This window comes from [Mycobacterium] manitobense, from assembly GCF_025821665.1.
GTDB lineage: Bacteria > Actinomycetota > Actinomycetes > Mycobacteriales > Mycobacteriaceae > Mycobacterium > Mycobacterium arseniciresistens.
Genome location: NZ_JACKSJ010000062.1, coordinates 14,142 through 33,928 on the forward strand (window position 1 = coordinate 14,142; position 19,787 = coordinate 33,928).

The 19,787-nt window shown below is 69.7% G+C and carries 17 protein-coding genes and 1 pseudogene; 5 read left to right on the forward strand and 13 right to left on the reverse strand.

The annotated features are described in order from the left end of the window. Positions 1–4 precede the first annotated feature (4 nt). Entirely contained in the window at positions 5–1,198 is a 1,194-nt protein-coding gene (locus tag H7I41_RS07480; RefSeq protein WP_264011941.1) for an MFS transporter, read from the forward strand. A 103-nt stretch (positions 1,199–1,301) separates the two neighbouring features. Here H7I41_RS07480 and H7I41_RS07485 read toward each other — a convergent pair whose 3' ends face one another. Both H7I41_RS07485 and serA read right to left on the reverse strand, forming a co-directional pair. Then, on the reverse strand, positions 1,302–2,312 hold the full coding sequence (locus H7I41_RS07485; RefSeq protein ID WP_264011942.1) for a 3-isopropylmalate dehydrogenase: 1,011 nt from the start codon (positions 2,310–2,312) through the stop codon (positions 1,302–1,304). Then, the gene (serA, locus tag H7I41_RS07490) at positions 2,309–3,895 is read right to left on the reverse strand and encodes a phosphoglycerate dehydrogenase (protein ID WP_264011943.1); all 1,587 of its coding nucleotides are present in this window, start codon (positions 3,893–3,895) and stop codon (positions 2,309–2,311) included. The genes H7I41_RS07485 and serA overlap by 4 nt, the downstream gene beginning before the upstream one ends. A gap of 65 nt (positions 3,896–3,960) precedes the next feature. On the opposite strand from serA, the gene H7I41_RS07495 reads away from it, so the two are divergent. After that, a complete protein-coding gene (locus H7I41_RS07495; protein ID WP_264011944.1) occupies positions 3,961–5,430 on the forward strand; it encodes a phytoene desaturase family protein in 1,470 nt (489 codons plus the stop codon). Positions 5,431–5,518: 88 nt separating this feature from the next. Here H7I41_RS07495 and ilvC read toward each other — a convergent pair whose 3' ends face one another. From ilvC to H7I41_RS07510, 3 genes are read right to left on the reverse strand one after another with little or no spacing between them, the layout of a single operon-like run. Further along, entirely contained in the window at positions 5,519–6,520 is a 1,002-nt protein-coding gene (ilvC, locus tag H7I41_RS07500; protein WP_264012246.1) for a ketol-acid reductoisomerase, read from the reverse strand. 58 nt (positions 6,521–6,578) lie between these two features. Then, complete coding sequence (gene ilvN / locus H7I41_RS07505) at positions 6,579–7,085, reverse strand: acetolactate synthase small subunit (RefSeq protein WP_302471747.1); 507 nt, start codon at positions 7,083–7,085, stop codon at positions 6,579–6,581. Continuing rightward, positions 7,085–8,992 (reverse strand): acetolactate synthase large subunit, encoded by a 1,908-nt coding sequence (locus H7I41_RS07510; RefSeq protein WP_264011945.1) that lies wholly within the window; start codon positions 8,990–8,992, stop codon positions 7,085–7,087. Before H7I41_RS07510 ends, ilvN begins: the two co-directional genes overlap by 1 nt. Before the next feature lie 335 nt (positions 8,993–9,327). Between H7I41_RS07510 and H7I41_RS07515 the strand changes: the two genes are divergently transcribed. Further along, positions 9,328–9,669: a PH domain-containing protein gene (locus H7I41_RS07515; RefSeq protein WP_264012248.1), complete on the forward strand. Its 342-nt coding sequence runs from the start codon at positions 9,328–9,330 to the stop codon at positions 9,667–9,669. A gap of 4 nt (positions 9,670–9,673) precedes the next feature. Here H7I41_RS07515 and H7I41_RS07520 read toward each other — a convergent pair whose 3' ends face one another. Further along, positions 9,674–10,513 (reverse strand): DoxX family protein, encoded by an 840-nt coding sequence (locus H7I41_RS07520; protein ID WP_264011946.1) that lies wholly within the window; start codon positions 10,511–10,513, stop codon positions 9,674–9,676. 125 nt (positions 10,514–10,638) lie between these two features. On the opposite strand from H7I41_RS07520, the gene H7I41_RS07525 reads away from it, so the two are divergent. After that, a complete protein-coding gene (locus tag H7I41_RS07525) occupies positions 10,639–11,757 on the forward strand; it encodes a PQQ-dependent sugar dehydrogenase (RefSeq protein WP_264011947.1) in 1,119 nt (372 codons plus the stop codon). Between the two features lie 45 nt (positions 11,758–11,802). On the opposite strand, the gene H7I41_RS07530 is transcribed toward H7I41_RS07525, so the two are convergent. From H7I41_RS07530 to H7I41_RS07545, 4 genes are read right to left on the reverse strand one after another with little or no spacing between them, the layout of a single operon-like run. After that, positions 11,803–13,443: a peptide chain release factor 3 gene (locus H7I41_RS07530; RefSeq protein ID WP_264011948.1), complete on the reverse strand. Its 1,641-nt coding sequence runs from the start codon at positions 13,441–13,443 to the stop codon at positions 11,803–11,805. 51 nt (positions 13,444–13,494) lie between these two features. Next, positions 13,495–13,989 (reverse strand): GNAT family N-acetyltransferase, encoded by a 495-nt coding sequence (locus H7I41_RS07535; protein WP_264011949.1) that lies wholly within the window; start codon positions 13,987–13,989, stop codon positions 13,495–13,497. A 6-nt stretch (positions 13,990–13,995) separates the two neighbouring features. Beyond that, positions 13,996–15,498: an Asp-tRNA(Asn)/Glu-tRNA(Gln) amidotransferase subunit GatB gene (gatB, locus tag H7I41_RS07540; protein WP_264011950.1), complete on the reverse strand. Its 1,503-nt coding sequence runs from the start codon at positions 15,496–15,498 to the stop codon at positions 13,996–13,998. Between the two features lie 17 nt (positions 15,499–15,515). Further along, positions 15,516–15,995, reverse strand: a complete 480-nt coding sequence (locus H7I41_RS07545) for a MarR family winged helix-turn-helix transcriptional regulator (RefSeq protein WP_264011951.1) — start codon at positions 15,993–15,995, stop codon at positions 15,516–15,518. A 69-nt stretch (positions 15,996–16,064) separates the two neighbouring features. Here H7I41_RS07545 and H7I41_RS07550 point away from each other — a divergent pair, with 69 nt between their 5' ends. Continuing rightward, on the forward strand, positions 16,065–16,760 hold the full coding sequence (locus H7I41_RS07550) for an NAD(P)-dependent oxidoreductase (protein WP_264011952.1): 696 nt from the start codon (positions 16,065–16,067) through the stop codon (positions 16,758–16,760). Between the two features lie 2 nt (positions 16,761–16,762). On the opposite strand, the gene H7I41_RS07555 is transcribed toward H7I41_RS07550, so the two are convergent. The 3 genes and pseudogenes from H7I41_RS07555 to H7I41_RS07565 all read right to left on the reverse strand — a co-directional run bounded on the left by H7I41_RS07555 (position 16,763) and on the right by H7I41_RS07565 (position 19,722). Beyond that, complete coding sequence (locus H7I41_RS07555; protein WP_264011953.1) at positions 16,763–17,794, reverse strand: ATP-dependent 6-phosphofructokinase; 1,032 nt, start codon at positions 17,792–17,794, stop codon at positions 16,763–16,765. Positions 17,795–17,879: 85 nt separating this feature from the next. Next, positions 17,880–18,524, reverse strand: a pseudogene (locus tag H7I41_RS07560) (response regulator); the annotation flags it as partial. A gap of 25 nt (positions 18,525–18,549) precedes the next feature. Next, positions 18,550–19,722, reverse strand: a complete 1,173-nt coding sequence (locus tag H7I41_RS07565; protein WP_264011954.1) for a sensor histidine kinase — start codon at positions 19,720–19,722, stop codon at positions 18,550–18,552. Positions 19,723–19,787: the final 65 nt, after the last annotated feature.

Genomic DNA, 19,787 nt, shown 5'->3' on the forward strand with positions numbered 1-19,787 from the left:
CCGCATGGCCACGGCGGCGATCGGCACCCTGCGACGCTGGTCGATGCTGGCCATCGCGCTCACCGCTACGTTGTGCGCCAACGTGTTCATCAACGGGGCGGCGTTCCTCATCCCCACCCTGCACTCCGACCGCGGACTCGACCTGGCGGTGGCCGGCCTGCTCTCGTCCATGCCGAGCTTCGGGATGGTGGTCACGCTGATCGCCTGGGGCTATGTGGTCGACCGGGTCGGCGAGCGGTTCGTGCTCACCGTCGGTTCGGCGCTGACCGCGGCCGCCGCCTTCGCCGCGGCAGCCGCCGACTCCCTGATCCTGGTGGGCGCACTGCTGTTCCTCGGCGGCATGGCCGCTGCGAGCAGCAATTCGGCCAGCGGCCGGCTGGTGGTGGGCTGGTTCCCCCCGCAGCAGCGCGGGATGGTGATGGGCATCCGGCAGACCGCCACGCCACTGGGCGTCGGGCTCGGCGCGCTGGTCATCCCACGGCTGGCCGAGTCGCACGGTGTGGGGACCGCGCTGTTGTTCCCCGCGGTGGTGTGTGCGGTCGCAGCGGTGATCTGCGTGGCGGGCGTGCTGGATCCGCCGCGGCCGCCGCGCGCGGAGGCGCCGGCCGCGGATCTGGCCAACCCGTACCGGGGCGCGGCCGTGCTGTGGCGGATCCACGCCGTCTCGGTGCTGCTGGTGGTGCCACAGGCGGTGGTGTGGACCTTCACCCTGGTGTGGCTGATGACCGATCGCGGATGGTCGGCGGTGTCGGCCGGGACACTCGTGACCGTCGCCCAACTCCTCGGTGCGGGTGGACGTGTCGCCGCCGGCTACTGGTCCGACAGGGTGCGTCACCGGCTCCGGCCGATCCGGTCCATCGCACTGGCCGCCGCCGCCACCATGGCGCTGCTCGCGCTGACCGATGCGCTCGGCTCACCGATCAGCGTCGCGCTGATGGTGGCGGCGTCGGTGATCACCGTCTCCGACAACGGGCTGGCCTTCACCGCGATCGCCGAGATCGCAGGCCCCTTCTGGAGCGGCCGCGCCCTCGGCGCGCAGAACACCAGCCAGCACCTGGCGTCCGCGGCCGCTGCGCCGTTGTTCGGCGGGCTGATCGGAATCGCCGGCTATCCGGCGGCGTTCGCGGTGTGCGCCGTGCTGCCGCTCATCGCCCTGCCCCTGGTTCCCGTCGACATCGAGACCACGTCGGACACCTGATCGACGACCCAGCGTCGAATCCGTTGCGCCGCAACCCCCACCTTGACATCGTGAACGTTTCCGGCGGAACCGCATTCGCCGCCCTGATGCAGCGGCAGCAGCGCTAGAGGTTCGCCGCGATCCGGTCGCCGATCTGGGTGGTGGACAACTTCTCGTCACCACGGGTGGCGAGGTGCTGCTCGACCGCACGGTCGACGCGTGCCGCCGCGGCGTCCTCGCCGATGTGGGACAACAGCAGCGCCACCGACATGACGGCCGCCGTCGGGTCGGCGATGCCCTGCCCCGCGATGTCCGGCGCGCTGCCGTGCACCGGTTCGAACATCGACGGATTGGTGCGCGTGGCGTCGATGTTGCCGCTGGCCGCCAGGCCGATCCCACCGGAGACGGCGGCCGCGAGGTCGGTGATGATGTCGCCGAACAGGTTGTCGGTGACGATCACGTCGAACCGGCCCGGATCGGTCACCATGTGGATGGTGGCGGCGTCGATGTGCTGATAGGCGGTCTCGACATCGGGGAACTCGCGACCGACCTCGGCGACCGTGCGCGCCCACAGGGTGCCCGCATACGTCAGGACGTTCGTCTTGTGCACCAGCGTCAGGTGCTTGCGCCGCTTGGCCGCTCGCGCGAACGCGTCGCGCACCACTCGTTCGACACCGAACGCGGTGTTCAGGCTGACCTCGGTGGCGACCTCGTGCGGGGTCCCGACGCGGATCGCGCCGCCGGTGCCGGTGTACGGCCCCTCGGTTCCTTCGCGCACCACCACGAAGTCGATCGCCGGGTCGCCGGCCAGCGGGCTGGTGACGCCCGGCAGCAGCCGGGACGGCCGCAGGTTGACGTGGTGGTCGAGCTGGAAGCGCAGTGTCAGCAGTAGCCCGCGTTCCAGCACGCCGCTGGGCACCGACGGATCACCGATCGCACCGAGCAGGATCGCGTCGTGGCCGCGCAACTCGTCGACCACACCGTCGGGCAGCGTCTCCCCCGTGGCGTGATAGCGCCGCGCGCCGAGGTCGTACTCGGTGCGCTCGACGCCCGGCAGCACGACGTCGAGCACCTTGAGTGCCTCGGCGATGACCTCGGGTCCGATGCCGTCGCCGGCGATCACGGCGAGCTTCACGACAGGTCGACCAGTTCCAGCGTCGATGCGTTGACGTCGCGGCCGATGCCGGCCAGCACGTCGTCGGGAACCTGCCGGTCGAGCCGCAACATGATGGTCGCGCCGTCGCCGTCGGCGTCCTGGGAGAGCTGCGCGGCCAGGATGTTCACCGCGGCGCCGCCGAGCAGGGTGCCGATCTTGCCCAGTGCGCCCGGCTGGTCGTCGTAGTTGATGATCAGGTTCACGCCCTCGGCGCGCAGATCCAGGTTGCGGCCGTTGACCTGCACGACCTTCTCGACCAGCTGCGGTCCGGACAGCGTGCCCGAGACGTTGACGGTCGAGCCGTCAGCGGCCACGGCGCGCACGTCGACGACGCTGCGGTGATTGGGGCTCTCGCTCTCGGTGTCGATGCTCGCCTCGACGCCACGCTCGGCGGCCAGCGCGGGGGCGTTGACGAACGTCACCTGATCCTCGATCACCGCGGAGAACAGGCCGCGTAGCGCGGACAGCCGCAGCACCCCGACGTCCTCGGATGCCAGCTCACCGCGCACCTGGACGCACAGGTTGGTCGGCAGTTCCGCGGACAGCGCCCCGACCAGCACGCCCAGCTTGCGGACCAGGTCCAGCCACGGCGCCACCTCCTCGCCGACGGTGCCGCCCCCGACGTTCACGGCGTCCGGCACGAACTCGCCGGCCAGCGCGAGCCGCACGCTGGCCGCGACGTCGGTGCCTGCCCGGTCCTGCGCCTCGGCGGTCGATGCGCCGAGGTGCGGTGTGACGACGACCTGCGGCAGCTCGAACAGCGGGCTGTCGGTGCACGGTTCGGTCGCGAAGACGTCCAGGCCCGCACCGCGGATGTGTCCGCTGGTGATCGCGTCGGCGAGCGCCTGCTCGTCGATCAGCCCGCCGCGCGCTGCGTTGACGATGATGGCGCCCGGCTTGATCTTGGCCAGTGCGTCCTTGCCGAACAGGCCCGCGGTCTCCTTCGTCTTCGGCAGGTGCACCGAGATGAAGTCGGCCCGGCCGAGCAGTTCGTCGAGGGAGAGCAGTTCGATGCCCAGCTGCGCAGCCCGCGCGGACGACACGTAGGGGTCGTAGGCGGTGATGTGCGCACCGAACGCCGCGAGCCGCTGGGCCACCAGCTGCCCGATGCGGCCGAGTCCGACGACACCGACGGTCTTGCCGAAGATCTCGGTGCCCGAGAACGACGAGCGCTTCCACGTGTGCTGGCGCAGCGTGGCGTCGGCGGCGGGGATCTGCCGAGCCGTGGCGAGCAGCAGCGCCAGTGCGTGTTCTGCGGCGCTGTGGATGTTGGACGTCGGCGCGTTGACCACGAGCACGCCGCGCGCGGTGGCGGCGTCGACGTCGACGTTGTCCAGGCCGACACCGGCCCGGGCGACGATCTTGAGCTTGGGCGCGGCGGCCAGCACCTCGGCGTCGACGGTCGTCGCCGAACGCACCAGCAGCGCGTCGGCGTCCGGCACCGCGGCCAGCAGTTTCGGGCGGTCCGGGCCGTCCACCCAGCGGACTTCCACCTGGTCACCGAGGGCGGCGACGGTCGACTCGGCGAGTTTGTCGGCGATCAATACAACGGGCAGGCTCACGCGGACAGCGTAGTGGTCTGTAATGGGGGGGCGACGGGCAGGAGCGAAGCGACCGGGGAGGGACTATGAACATCACGGTGGTCGGCAGCGGACCCAACGGGCTCGCCGCGGCCGTGGTCTGCGCCCGCGCGGGGCTGTCCGTGCAGGTACTGGAGGCGCAGCCGACCTTCGGCGGCGGGGCGCGCAGCGCCGCCGACCCCGAGTTCGACGGCATCCTGCACGACGTGTGCTCGGCGGTGCACCCGCTGGCGCTCGGATCGCCGTTCTTCGCCGAGTTCGACCTGCGGGCGCGCGGCGTCCGGTTCGGCGTGCCCGAGATCTCCTACGCCAACCCGTTGGCGGGGCGGCCCGCGGCGATCGCCTACCGCGATCTCGATCGCACGTGCGACGAGTTGTCCGACGGTGCGTCGTGGCGGCGGTTGCTCGGTCCGCTGGTGGAGCACGAGGACACGGTGTTGGGGTTCATGTTGGGCGACAAGCGCTCCCTGCCCCGGGATCTCCTCAACGTGACGAGGCTCGGCCTGCGGATCCTCGAGCAGGGCACGCGGGCGTGGAACCTGCTGCTGCACGGCGACGATGCTCAGGCGTTGCTGACGGGCGTTGCCGCGCATGCCATCTCGCGGCCGCCCTCACTGGCGTCGTCCGGAGCCGGGATGATGCTCAGCATGCTGGCCCACACCGAGGGCTGGCCCATCCCGGTCGGCGGAACGCAGGCGATCACCGACGCCCTGATCGCCGACCTGCGCGCCCACGGCGGCGAGATCCACTCCGACAGTGCGGTGACCACTCCGCCGTCGGGAGTCGTGCTGTACGACACCGCCCCGACCGCCCTGATGCCGATCTACCGCGAACGCGTTCCGTCCCGATACGCCAGGCAGCTCATGCGCTACCGCTTCGGTCCCGGCGCGGCGAAAGTGGACTTCGTCCTGTCCGGTGACGTGCCGTGGTCCGACGAGCGTCTGGCCGATGCACCGACACTGCACCTGGGTGGCAGCCGCGGCGAGATGGCCCGAGCCGAGATCGAGGCCGCCGAGGGACGGCACGCCGCGCGACCGATGATCCTCGCCGCGCTCCCCCACCTCGTCGACCCCGCCCGCATGGACGACGCCGGGTGGCGGCCGATGTGGACCTACGCACACGTTCCCGCCGGGTCGACGGTGGACCAGACCGAGGCCGTCACCGCATCGATCGAACGGTTCGCGCCCGGCTTCCGGGACATCGTCGTCGCCGCGCGCAGCGTCCCCGCCGCCGAGATGCCGCGTCACAACGCGAATTACGTGGGCGGCGACATCACCGTCGGTGGCGCCGACGTGTTCAAGGCGGTGCTGGGGCCGACACCGCGGCTCGATCCGTGGGCGACACCCATCGACAAGGTCTACCTGTGCTCGTCGGCCACGCCGCCGGGCGCAGGCGTTCACGGGATGGCGGGGTACTACGCGGCACGCTCCGTGCTGCGCCGCGAGTTCGGCATTCGCGAGATGCCGAGCCTCGCCCCCGAGGGCTTGGTGACATCGGGCGGTCACGACCGGCCCTAGGGTCGCGCGCTGCTCGGACACGCCGTGGGCTGGGACGACTTCGGCGCGCCCACCTCGGGTGAGATGGACGCGCCGAAAGCGTGGTTCGTCAGGCGGTTTCGGTGATCGGGCGGTCGACCCAGCTCATCAGGTCACGCAGCTTCTTGCCGGTGACCTCGATCGGGTGCTCGGCGTTCTGCTTGCGCAGGCCCTCGAGCTCCTTGTTGCCGCCCTCGACGTTGGCGACGAGCTTCTTGACGAAGGTGCCGTCCTGGATCTCCGAGAGGATCTGCTCCATCCGCTTCTTGGTGTCGGCGTCGATGACCCGCGGTCCGGACAGGTAGCCGCCGAACTCGGCGGTGTCGGACACCGAGTAGTTCATCCGCGCGATGCCGCCCTCGTAGATCAGGTCGACGATCAGCTTCAGCTCGTGCAGCACCTCGAAGTAGGCCAGTTCCGGCGCGTACCCCGCCTCGACCATGACCTCGAAGCCGGTCTTGATGAGTTCCTCGGTGCCGCCGCACAGCACGGCCTGCTCACCGAACAGGTCGGTCTCGGTCTCGTCCTTGAACGTGGTCTTGATGACGCCGGCCCGGGTGCCGCCGATGCCCTTGGCGTAGGACAGCACGAGCGCCTCGCCCTCGCCCTTGGGATCCTGCTCCACGGCGACCAGGCACGGAACGCCCTTGCCGTCGACGAACTGACGGCGCACCAGGTGGCCGGGCCCCTTGGGCGCCACCATGCCGATGGTCACGTTGGCGGGCGGCTTGATCAGGTCGAAGTGGATGTTCAGGCCGTGCCCGAAGAACAGCGCATTGCCGTCCTCGAGGTTCGGCTCGATGTCGTTGGTGAAGATGTCGGCCTGCGCGGTGTCGGGCGCCAGCAGCATGATCACGTCAGCCCACTTGGCGACTTCGGCGGGGGTGTCGACCTCGAGCCCCTGCTCGGTCACCTTGTCGCGGGACTTCGAGCCCTCCTTGAGGCCGACCTTCACCTGCACGCCGGAGTCGCGGAGGCTCAGCGAGTGGGCATGGCCCTGGCTGCCGTAGCCGATGACGCCGACCTTGCGTCCCTGGATGACGGACAGATCCGCATCGCCGTCGTAGAACATCTCAACTGCCACTGGTGATATTTCCTTGTCTTCCGAGCGTTTTCGCTTGTTTCAGGGGTTACTTGGCGGTGCCGATGCCGCGGGGACCGCGGGACAACGACACCACACCGGACTGGACGATCTCGCGGATACCGTACGGCTCGAGCACCCGCAGCAGCGCCTCGAGCTTGCCCGGCGTGCCGGTGGCCTCGACGGTCAGCGACTCGTTGGAGACGTCGACGACCTTGGCGCGGAACAGGTTCACCGCCTCGATGACCTGACCGCGGGTGGTGGCGTCGGCGCGCACCTTGATCAGCGCCAGTTCCCGCGAGACCGAATTGTCGGCGTCCTGCTCGACGATCTTGATCACGTTGATCAGCTTGTTGAGCTGTTTGGTGATCTGCTCGAGCGGGAGCAGCTCCTCGACGCTGACCACGATCGTCATCCGGGACATGTCCTTCTGCTCCGTCGCGCCGACGGCCAGGGACTCGATGTTGTAGCCGCGCCGCGAGAACAGCGCCGCGACACGGGCGAGCACACCGGGCTTGTCCTCGACGAGCACCGACAGCGTGTGCGTGGTGGTCATCAGGCGTGCCCCTCTTCGTTGTCGTCGAACAGCGGACGGATGTTGTGGGCGGCCATGATCTGGTCATTGCTGGTGCCAGCGGCCACCATCGGCCACACCTGCGCGTCGGCGCCGACGGTGAAGTCGATGACCACCGGCCGGTCGTTGATCGCGCGGGCCTGGTTGATGACGTCCTCGACGTCTTCGGCACGCTCGCACCGCAACCCGACACAGCCGAGCGCGTCGGCCAGCTTCACGAAGTCCGGGATCCGGCGCGAGTGGGTGCCCAGATCCGTCTGGCTGTACCGCTCCTCGTAGAACAGCGTCTGCCACTGGCGCACCATGCCGAGGTTGCCGTTGTTGATCACCGCGACCTTGATCGGGATGCCCTCGACCGCACAGGTCGCCAGCTCCTGGTTGGTCATCTGGAAGCAGCCGTCACCGTCGATGGCCCACACCTCGGCCTCGGGCCGGCCCATCTTGGCGCCCATCGCCGCCGGGACGGCGAAGCCCATGGTGCCCAGGCCGCCCGAGTTGAGCCACGTCCGCGGGTTCTCGTAGGAGATGAACTGCGCGGCCCACATCTGGTGCTGCCCGACGCCGGCCACATAGATCGCATCGGGGCCGGCCAGCTTGCCCAGCGACTCGATCACGTACTCCGGCGACAGGCTGCCGTCGCTCTGCGGGCCGTAGCTCAGCGGATACGTCGACTGGACGCCGCGCAGGTACTCCCACCAGGTGTCGATCTGCTGCTCCTGCCCGCCGGTGTCGATCCCCCGGTCGCTTCGCTCCTGCCCGCCGGTGTCCCTTCGCAGCACCTCGAGCAGGTCGGCGATCACGGCCTTGACGTCACCCACGATCGGGACGTCGGCGTGCCGGTTCTTGCCGATCTCCGCCGGATCGATGTCGGCGTGGATGACCTTCGCCTCGGGCGCGAAGGAGTCCAGCTGCCCGGTCACCCGGTCGTCGAAGCGGGTGCCCAGCGCGATCAGCAGGTCGCTGCGCTGCAGCGCGGCCACCGCGGAGACGGTGCCGTGCATGCCCGGCATGCCGAGGTTCTGCGGGTGGCTGTCGGGGAACGCGCCACGGGCCATCAGCGTGGTGACCACCGGGATGCCGGTCAGCTCGGCCAGGTCCAGCAGTTCCTGGCTGGCGTTGCCGCGGATCACGCCGCCGCCGACGTACAGCACCGGCTTGCGCGCGGCCGCGATCAGCTTCGCCGCCTCCCGCACCTGACGGCTGTGCGGTTTGGTGTTCGGCTTGTAGCCGGGCAGGTCCATCTGCGGCGGCCAGGAGAAGGTGCACTTGCCCTGCAGGATGTCCTTGGGGATGTCGACCAGCACGGCGCCCGGCCGTCCGGACGACGCGATGTGGAACGCCTCGGCGATCACCCGCGGAATGTCGTCACCGTTGCGGACCAGGAAGTTGTGCTTGGTGATCGGCATCGTGATGCCGGAGATGTCGGCCTCCTGGAAGGCGTCGGTGCCGATCAGCGCACGGCCGACCTGACCGGTGATCGCCACCACCGGGATGGAGTCCATCTGCGCGTCGGCCAGCGGCGTCACCAGGTTGGTGGCTCCGGGACCCGACGTGGCCATGCACACGCCGACCCGTCCGGTGGCGTGGGCGTAGCCGCTGGCGGCGTGGCCTGCGCCCTGCTCGTGGCGCACCAGCACATGGCGAAGCTTCTGCGAGTCGAACAGCGGGTCGTAGACGGGCAGCACCGCCCCGCCAGGGATGCCGAAGATCGTGTCGACGTCGAGTTCCTCGAGCGACCGGATCACCGCCTGGGCACCGGTGACTTCGTGCGGCGCAATTCGCTTGGGCTGCACGGTCTTCGGGCTGGTGGACTTGACAGCGGACACTGCATCGCCGCTGGGCGGCGCGGTGGCGGCCCGTTCCGGTGGTCGCGTGGTCGGTGCGCTCACTTCGTCCTCTTGAATCTCGTTGTTGTCGGTTTCACGTCGGCGCCCTTGAAGCAACAAAAAACCCCCGTCAGCAGGGCTGCTGTACGAGGGTTGGCGCGTCGATGCTGGTGGCTATGCCCAAGTGAGGGCCAGCGCGGCATCAACGCGCCAACCAATTACTACGAGCAAGCCCTTTCGCATAACACATGACGGTAGCCTCCGCACAGGTCACAGGTCAAATTCCGGCGCCCCCGGTCCGGCCCGCCGCGGCCCCTTCGGCGCAGTGCCAGAATGGGAACGTGACCACGCCCTCCGCATCCACGCCGCCGGCTCCGGTCGTCATCCGGATCTCGCCGATGGCGCACCTTGCGGTCGGTTTCTTCGCGTTCGCACTGCTCGCGATCGTGATGAGCACCCCGCCGGTGTCCGCCGTTCTGTTCGTACTCCCGATCGCACTGTCGGCGTTGATCATTCGCTACCGCACCGTCGCCGACCAGGACAGCGTCACCGCCCGCCGGGCATTCGGCAGCACCACCGTCGCCTGGTCGGACATCGAGGGCCTGCAGTTCGGCAAGGGCGCCTGGGCGTCGGCGCGCCTGACCGACGGTTCTGAATTGCGGCTGCCGGCCGTCACATTCGCGACGCTGCCCCAGCTGACGGAGATCAGCGCGGGCCGGGTGCCCAACCCGTACGCGTAGCCCGTCAGGCCAGCGGGTTGGCGCCGTTGAGCAGCACCCACAGGCCGATACCCGCCCCGGCGCCCAGCAGCAGCGCGACGAACGAGCCGACGAACGGCCTGCGCGCCCAGGCGCGACCGGCGTCGAACCCGTACCGCCCCGGACCGGCCAGGATGACCGCGACGACCGCGGCGAGCACGAACACCCGGTACTCGTGGCCGTCGGTGAGGAACGCGGACAACCTGGCTTCCTCGTGGGCGACGACCGCCTCGGCGAGCACCCCGTTGATCAGATACGCCAGCGCGCCCGCGGCGGCCACCGGGGTGAACAGGCCGAGCACCAGCAGCACCCCGGCGGCGATCTGGCCGATGGTGGCCACATAGGTCAGCACGCCGGCGTGCTGGAAGCCCAGTTCGGTCAGCGTCGTCTCGAACCCGCCGAGGCCGGGACCGCCCCACCACCCGAACGCCTTCTGCAGACCGTGCGAGATCAGCAGCGCGCCGACCGCCACCCGGAGCACGAGCAGGCCGAGGTCCTGGGTGCCGCGCCGGCCCGCGGCCCGGACCCGGTCCTCGGCGATGGGGTCGGCGTCGATCTCGGCCGGCTCGGCGGAGTACGGCGCCATCGCATGGCGCCCGCTGGGCTGGACGTACGGCAGTGGTTCGGGGTCGGCGAGCAGGCCGAGCCCGGGCTCGCCGGTGGTGCCCTTGGTGGAGTCGTAGCGCGGGATCGCGGTGGTCTCGAAGTCCCCGCCGTAGGTCGAGGTCGGCAGATCGTCTTCCGGGTCGACCAGGCTCGCCGTCGCCGGGCGGGCCGAGCCGTCGGGCCGTTGCCAGGCGCGCGGGTCCTGAGAGTGACTGGTCACGCAGCCCAGGGTAAGTGCAAATCACCCCCGAACCGGGGATTTACCACGGCGCTGTGACCGCGTTTCGGCAGGTGGGCGAACACCGGCGTGGCGGGCACCGCCCGGCGATCCGTAATCTGGCTCGCATGAGGACGCGCCGGCCGGTCATGGGTGTGTTCGTGCTGTTGTGCGCCGTCGTGGTCGGGTCGGGTTGCGCCCGCTTCGACGAGGCGCAGTCGCAGCCGTTCACCACCGAGCCGGAGATGAAGCCGCCGCCGAGTTCGGCGCCGCCACCCCCACCGCCGCTGCCGCCCAATCCGTTTCCGAAGCAGTGCCCGGCGCCCGGAGTCATGCAGGGCTGCCTGGAGAGCACGAGCGGCCTGATCATGCTGCCCGACGGCCAGTCCGCGCTGGTCGCCGAGCGCACCACCGGCGCGGTCAAGGAGGTCGCGGTCCGCGCCGAGCCCAAGGTGAAGACCACCATCGGAGTCGACGGGTCCGGCGACGGTGGCCTGATGGACATCGTCATGTCGCCGACCTACGCACAGGACCGGCTGATGTACGCCTACGTCAGCACGCCGTCGGACAACCGCGTCGTGCGCATCGCCGACGGCGACATCCCCAAGCCCATCCTGACCGGCATCCCCAAGGGCGCCACCGGCAACTCGGGATCGCTGATCTTCACCAGCCCGACGACGCTGCTGGTGCAGACCGGCGACGCAGGCAACCCCGCGCAGGCCGCCGATCCCGGCTCACTGGCCGGCAAGGTGCTGCGCATCGAGCAGCCGACCACGGTCAACCAGGCGCCGACGACGACCGCGCTGAGCGGGCTCGGGGCGGGTGGCTCCATGTGCATCGACCCGTCCGACGGCGCCCTCTACGTCACCGACCGCACGCCCACCGCGGACCGGCTGCAGCGGGTCACCAAGGACTCGGCGGTCTCGACCGTGTGGACGTGGCCGGACCGGCCGGGCGCGGCCGGGTGCGCGGCACTCGACGGCACCGTGCTGGTGAACCTGGTGAACACCAAGCAGACGGTGGCGGTGCGAATGGCACCGGACACCGGAGCGGTCACCGGCGAGCCGGAGGTGCTGCGCCAGGACACCCACGGCCACGCCTGGGCGCTGCAGCTCTCCCCCGACGGCAACGTGTGGGGCGCCACGGTCAACAAGACCGCGGGTGACGCCGAGAAGCTCGACGACGTGGTCTTCCCGCTGTTCCCGCAGGGCGGCGGTTTCCCGCGCAGCAACGCCGACAACACCTGATCCGACGATCGCCGCGTGGGAGGGACTGGTCCCCGCGCGGGGGGACTAATCCCCCGCCGCCACCAGTGAGCGCAGTTGCAGGCCGGGGTTGTCCCGTTCGACGCTCTGCAGGCGCCACGGGGTGGAGAACACCGCGAGGATGACGCCGTCGGTCCGGGTGAAGACCTCGACGGACGCCTGCTTCTGCAGCAGCTCGACGTCGGCGGGGTCGGCGGCGCGCGCGACGGTGTACGGCAGCGGCTCGAGCGCGATCGGCGCGGCGAACTCGGCGGCCATCCGGTGGGTGGCCACCTCGAACTGCATCGGCCCCACCGCGGCGAAGACCGGCGCCTGGTCACCGCGCCGGTCCGAGCGCAGCACCTGCACGACGCCTTCCTGCTCGAGTTGCTCGATGCCCTTACGGAACTGCTTGTGCTTACTGGGATCCGTGCCCCGCGCGACCGCGAAATGCTCGGGCGAGAAGCTCGGTATCGGCGGGTACTGCACGGCGATGTCCCGGTAGAGGGTGTCGCCCGGACGCAGCGATGCGGCGTTGGCGAGCCCGATGACATCGCCCGGCCAGGCGGTGTCCAGAGTGGAACGGTTCTGACCGAAGACCGATTGCGCGTACTTGGTCACGAACGGCTTGCCGGTGGCGGCGTGGGTGAGCACCTCGCCGCGCTCGAACGTGCCCGAGACCACCCGGGCGTACGCGATCCGGTCACGGTGCGCGGAATCCATGCCCGCCTGGACCTTGAACACGAACGCGCTGAACGGCGACGAGGCGTCTCGCCGGTTGCCGTCGACATCGAGCTGACCGTTCGGCGACGGCGCCAGCTGCGCGAGGACGTCGAGCAGCTGGTTCACCCCGAAGTTGAGGATGGCCGAGGTGAAGAGGACCGGTGTCGAAGTACACCGCAGGAACGAGTCCCGGTCGAAGTCGGCGCCGTCGGCGGACAGCAGCTCCGACTCCTCGATCGCGTTGTCCCAGTCGATGCCCGCGATCTCGTGGGCGCGGGCGGCGTCGATGTGTTCTTCGGGCGCGGCGGTGGCACCGCCGGCTGTGCGGGTGTACTTGATGTATTCGCCGGTACGGCGGTCGAGGACGCCCTTGAAGTCGCCGGCGATACCGACCGGCCACGTCAACGGCGTGGTCTGCAGCTGAATGCGCTCGTGGATCTCGTCCATCAACTCCAGCGCGTGGCGACCCGGCCGGTCCCATTTGTTGACCACCGTGATGATCGGAATGCCCCGATGGCGGCAGACCTGAAACAGCTTCAGCGTCTGGGGTTCCAGGCCCTTGGCGGCGTCGATGAGCATCACCGCGCAGTCCACGGCCGTCAGCACCCGGTAGGTGTCCTCGGAGAAGTCGGCGTGGCCGGGAGTGTCGAGGAGATTGATGACGCAGGTGTCCCCGTGCTGCGTCCGGTACGGGAACTGCAGCGCCGTCGAGGTGATCGAGATCCCGCGGGCCTTCTCCATCTCCATCCAGTCCGAGACGGTGGCGCGACGGCCGGCCTTGCCGTGGATCGCGCCCGCCTCGGTGATCGCCTTGGCGTGCAGCACCAGCGCCTCGGTCAGCGTGGACTTACCGGCGTCGGGATGGCTGATCACCGCGAACGTTCTGCGACGTCGCGCTTCGGCGGAGATGCGGTCTGCCTTGGGCCCCGTGGCGGCCGTCGACACACCGGAGGCGGTATCGGTCATTGCACCGTCAATGGTATTGGCCGTGGCGGTGAAACCGATAATCGCGGCGGCCTAGGCCTGCAGTGCGAGATGCATCACGTGCAGGCCCACCAGACCGTGCGTGCGCGAACGGAAGGCGCCCGGGACGGTGCCCACGATCTCGAATCCCAGCGACTGCCACAGCCGCACCGCGCGGGTGTTGGTCTCGACCACAGCGTTGAACTGGATCGCCCGGTAGCCGTTGCGCCGGTGCCAGTCGATCACCCATTCGGCCATCGCCCGCCCCGTCCCGCGCACCTGCAGCCGGGGATCGACCATGAAACTGGCGGTGCCGACGTGATCACCACGGCCGGGGCGATTGGGGCCCATCTTCGCGGTGCCGACCACCCTGCCATCCGTCACGGCCACGATGGCGTGCGCAGGCGGCGGCTCGAGCCAGAGTCGCGCGATCTCGTCGTCGGTCAGCTTTTCGGGGTAGGCGTAGCTCTCGCCGTCGGCGACCACCGGGCGGAAGATCGCGGCGATCTCCCGGACGTCGTCGGCGGCAGCGGCCCGGATCTCCAGCACGGCCGATCAGCCGCAGGCGGCGAGGACCAGTTCGCGGACGCGGGCGGCGTCGGCCTGACCCCTGGTGGCCTTCATCACGGCGCCGACGATCGCGCCTGCGGCCTGGACCTTGCCGCCGCGGATCTTCTCCACGATGTCGGGGTTGGCGGCCAGCGCCTCGTCCACCGCCGCCTGGATCACGGAGTCGTCGCGCACGACCGCCAGACCGCGGTCGGCCATCACCTGCTCGGGGTCGCCCTCGCCGGCGAGCACTCCCTCGATCACCTGGCGGGCCAGCTTGTTCGACAGCTTGCCGTCGTCGACGAGCTTGATCACAGCGGCCACCTGTGCGGGCGTGATGGACAGCGCGTCGAGCTCGACGCCGGCCTCGTTGGCCTTCTGCACCAGGTAGTTCCCCCACCAGGCGCGGGCCTGGTCGCCGGATGCGCCGTGCGCGACCGTCGCGGTGATCAGGTCGAGTGCACCGATGTTGACCAGGTCGCGCATCACCTCGTCGGAGATGTCCCAGTCCTGTTGAATCCGCTTGCGCGACAACCACGGCAGCTCCGGGATGGTGCCGCGGAGCTGCTCGATGAGCTCCGCGCTGGGCGCCACCGCCTCGAGATCCGGCTCGGGGAAATACCGGTAGTCCTGTGCGGTCTCCTTGCTCCGGCCCGGCGAGGTGTAGCCGTCCTCGTGGAAGTGGCGGGTCTCCTGCACGATCCGGCCACCCGACTCGAGCACGGCGGCCTGCCTGCGCATCTCGTAGCGCACCGCGACCTCGACGCTCTTGAGCGAGTTGACGTTCTTGGTCTCGGTGCGGGTGCCGAACTCGGCCTGGCCGATCGGCTTCAGCGACAGGTTCGAATCGCACCGCATGGAGCCCTGATCCATCCGGACATCGGAGACACCCAAGGCCCGCAGCAGATCCCGCAGTGCCGTGACGTATGCCCTGGCGATCTCGGGAGCGCGGGCCCCTGCGCCTTCGATCGGCCTGCTGACGATCTCGATCAGCGGCACCCCGGCACGGTTGAAGTCGGCCAGCGAATGCGTCGCCCCCGCGATCCGGCCGGTGTCACTGCCCAGGTGGGTCAGCTTGCCGGTGTCCTCCTCCATGTGCGCGCGCTCGATCTCCACCCGCCAGGTGCTGCCGTCGTCCAGCGGCACGTCGAGGTGCCCGTTGATGGCGATCGGCTCGTCGTACTGCGAGATCTGGTAGTTCTTCGGCTGGTCCGGATAGAAGTAGTTCTTCCGGGCGAACCGGCACCACGGGACGATCTCGCAGTTGAGCGCCAGCCCGATCCGGATCGCCGACTCCACCGCCGACTGGTTGATCACCGGCAGCGACCCCGGCAGCCCCAGGCACACCGGGCACACCTGAGTGTTGGGCTCGGCGCCGAAGGCGTTGGCGCACCCGCAGAACATCTTGGTCGCCGTCGACAGCTCGACGTGCACCTCCATGCCCATCACGGGTTCGTAGCGCGCGATGACCTCGTCGTAGTCGAGCAACTCGGCGGTAGCGGCAGTCATACCAGCGATGTTAGTGGTCAGGACTCGGCCAGCTTCGGGTGCACGCCCGGCTTGAGCGCCAGTCCGGTGGACACCCGTTGCAGCAGGCGCAGGAACTCGGCGCGCTCGGCGGACGTCAGCGTCGCGGCGATCTCGTTCTCCTGTGCACGGCCCTGCGCGTCGAGTGCCGGAAGCAGGTCGCGCGCCTTGTCGGTGAGCGTGACGGCGAACGCCCGCCGGTCGCGGGGGTGCGGCTTGCGGGTCACCAGGCCCTCACGCTCGAGGGTGTCCACGACGCCGACCATCACGTTGCGGTGGATTCCCAGCCGCGACGACAGCTGACGCTGGGACTGTCCGTCGTCGGCGTGCAGTGCCATCAGCACCGCGTAGGTGCGCGGCCCCACCCCGAAGGGCTGCAGGCGCGCGACGAAGTCGTCGGCGACGAGCACGCCCAGCTGCGACAGCAGGAACGGGATGCGCTCATGGAGTTCGGCGATGCCCGGTGAATCCTCGGTCATGTCAGCACACTAGCCCTATCAGTGATTGTCACATACAGTGATAATCATTAATCGTGACAAGGAGCCGCCATGAACCTCGTCATCCTCGGCGCCAACGGGCAGACCGGCAGGCTGCTGACGCGCCGCGCGGTCGACCGCGGACTCTCCGCGGTCGCCGTCACCCGCCGCCCGCAGGACTTTCCGTTCGCCCACCCGAACCTGCGGGTCGCCCGTGCCGACGTGCGCGACGCCGCCTCGCTCGAAGACGTCATCGATGGCGCCGACGCGGTGGTGTCCACCCTCGGGGTGCCGATGAGCCGCCGCCCGATCGACACCTACTCCGCCGGCGCGACGAACGTGGTCGCGGCCATGCGACGGGCCGGCGCCGCACGCCTGGTCGTCGTGAGCTCGACCGCGGTCGCGAACTACCCGGGCCGCACCGGCGCACCGGTGGCGCTGCGCGTCGTCGAACCGATCCTGAAGAACACCCTCGGAAAGTCCACCTACGCCGACCAGCGCCGCATGGAGGCCATGGTGAGCAGCAGCGGCCTCGATTGGACGGTGGTGCGCCCGTCCGGTTTGTTCGACCTACCGCACGTCACCGAATATGTTGCCGGGCATCGTGATCCGATCGGAGCATTCACCTCGCGCGCCGATCTGGCGGACTACCTGCTGCACTCGGCGGTCACCGCGGACGGGGACCGTGGCGTGGTGACGATCTCCACGGTCACCGACACCCCGACGCTGTGGCAGATGGTGCGCCGCGAAGCGTTCGCCGGCGCCTGAGGTCAGCCGAAGAACTCGGCGGCGTCGTCGTAACGGCTCTGCGGCACCAGCTTCAGTTGGCGCACCGCATCGGCGAGCGGCACCCGGCCGATCTCCTGACCCCGCAGGGACACCATCATCCCGAACTCGCCGGCATGGGCGGCGTCCGCGGCGTTCACGCCGAAGCGGGTGGCCAGCACGCGGTCGAACGGCGTGGGCGTACCGCCGCGCTGGACATGGCCGAGGACCGTCACCCGGACCTCCTTATTGATCCGCTTCTCGACCTCCATCGCCAGCTGCTGCGCGACGCCCGTGAACCGCTCGTGCCCGAACTCGTCGATTCCGCCCTGGCGCAACTGCATCGAGCCCTCGGCCGGCTTGGCGCCCTCGGCCACCACGCAGATGAAGTGCGAGTCGCCCCGCACGAAGCGCGCCTTGACCAGCCGGCACACCTCCTCGATGTCGAACGGCTGCTCGGGGATCAGCGTCATGTGGGCTCCGGAAGCCATGCCGGCCCCCAACGCGATCCAGCCCGCATGGCGGCCCATCACCTCGACGAGCATCACCCGCTGATGGGATTCGGCCGTGCTGTGCAGACGGTCGATCGCCTCCGTCGCCACGTTCAGCGCGGTGTCGTGGCCGAAAGTCACGTCAGTGAAGTCGATGTCGTTGTCGATGGTCTTGGGCACGCCGACCACCGGGACGTTCTCCTCGGACAGCCAGTGCGCGGCAGTCAGCGTGCCCTCGCCGCCGATCGGGATCAGCACGTCGATGCCGTTGTCGTCGAGGGTCTGCTTGATCTGGTCCAGCCCGGCGCGCAGCTTGTCCGGATTGGTGCGCGCCGTGCCGAGGATGGTGCCGCCCTTGGCCAGCAGGCGGTCGTTGCGGTCGTCGTTCTTGAGCTGGATGCGGCGATCCTCCAGCAGGCCCCGCCACCCGTCGAGGAAGCCGACGACCGACGAGCCGTAACGGACGTCGCAGGTGCGGACCACCGCGCGGATCACCGCGTTCAGGCCAGGACAGTCACCGCCACCGGTGAGAACTCCGATCCGCATGATCTATACCGTTCCTCGCGTGCGCATGGACCCCGATCCTGCCAGCATCGTCGGTTCGCGGCTCGTCAGCGGCGGAACGGGCGAACGGGGACACCAGCCCTGATTCGTAGGCGATCACCACGGCCTGCGCGCGGTCGCGCAGCCCGAGCTTCGAGAAGATCCTGCCGACATGTGTTTTCACCGTCTCCTCCGAGACCACCAGACCCGCCGCGATCTCGGCATTCGACATCCCGCGGGCCAGCAGCTCCAGGACCTCGGTCTCCCGTGGTGTCAGACGCGCCAGCTCGTCGGTGCAGCGGTGCGGCGCGGCATGCCGGCTCATCAGGTCCGCGATCACGCGCCGGGTGACCGACGGCGCCAGCAGTGCGTCGCCCGCCGCGACGACGCGCACCGCACGAATCAGCTCGTCGGCTGGCGCGTCCTTGAGCAGGAAGCCGCTGGCTCCGGCTCGCAACGCCGCGTAGACGTAGTCGTCGACGTCGAAGGTGGTCAGCATGAGAACCTTCGACGTGGTCTGGGCCAGGACCTCCGTGGCGGCGTCCAACCCGTTCATCTCCGGCATCCGCACGTCCATCAACACCACGTCCGGCGCCGAGGTGAGCACACCGGCCACGGCGTCGCGCCCGTTGGCCGCGTCACCCACCACGTTGATGTCGGGCTGGGCCGCCAGCAGCGCGCCGAAGCCCTGCCGCACCATCGCCTGGTCGTCGGCGATGAAGGTGGTGATCATCGGCGAACCGGGCGCGGGGGGACCGTCAGACCGGACACCCCGACACGGTAGCCGGGACGCACGGCAGATAGGACCAGACGACGAACTCGCCCTCGGTGTCGTGGACGGCCACCATGCCGCCGACCGCAGCGGCCCGCTCCCGCATGCCGGCGATGCCCAGACCGGGCACCGGAGGCTCCCACGATTCGGTCATCAGCGGGTTGCGGATCTCGACGCCGACGCCGCCGACGGTGATGTTCACCTCCGCGGTCACCGTCGCCCCCGGCGCGTGCCGCGCGGCATTCGCCAGACACTCCTGCACGATCCGGTACGCGGCCGACCCGACCAGGTCTCCGACCAGCTCCGTCGGCCCGTCGATCCGCCACGTCAGGTGCACACCCGCGCGCTGGGTCGAGGTGAACAGCGCGGGCAGGTCGGCGATCGGCGGCGCGGGTGCGAGTTCGGCGGGCTCCACACCGCTGCGCAGCACACCCAGCAGACCGCGGATCTCGTTGAGCGCTTCACGGCCGGTCGCCGCGATCGTCTCGAACTCGGCCTGCAGGCTCGGTGGCACGTCGGGGTGGCGATACGGCGCGGTCTGAGCCGACACCACCACCATCGACATGTGGTGGGCGACGACGTCGTGCAGGTCGCGCGCGATCCTGGTGCGCTCCTGCAGCACCGTTCGCCTGGCCCGCTCCAGGTCGCCCACCTCCTCCAGTTCGGCGACCTGCCGTCGCGACAGCACCAGCCAGCGCACCAGCACCACGGCGAACACGATGGCGGTGACGCCGAATGTCCAGCCGCCGTCCACGTGATTCGGCATCGCGACGAGGAACAGCAGCGCGGTCGCCAGCCACACCCTGACGACGACCGGCAGCGGCCGGGTCCAGACCACGGCGACCGTCAACACCAGCAGCTCGATGAGGTGCACCACCTGCCACGGGTAGGTCCAGCCCGGTTGCCTGTCGAAGAACAGCGGGATCAGCACCGCCGACACCGCCGAGATCGACCATCCGAGAAGCGGATTGACCGACAGGAACAGGATCGGCAGGGCCGCGAGCGCGGCGACGATGGGCGCCAGTGCCGCAGGCACCTGGTGGGTGAGGAACAGCGTCGGCCACGCCACCGCGAACAGCACCCCGGCGGCGGCGATCACCAGCCAGTCCGTCCAGTGTCCGCGCCGCATCCACCCCGTCGAACCGCTTGGCCTGTTCACGGTCCGAATGCTAGGGCGCTTTGCGGCCCCGGCCATCCCCCTGCGGGGTGATTCCCGACTGGCTC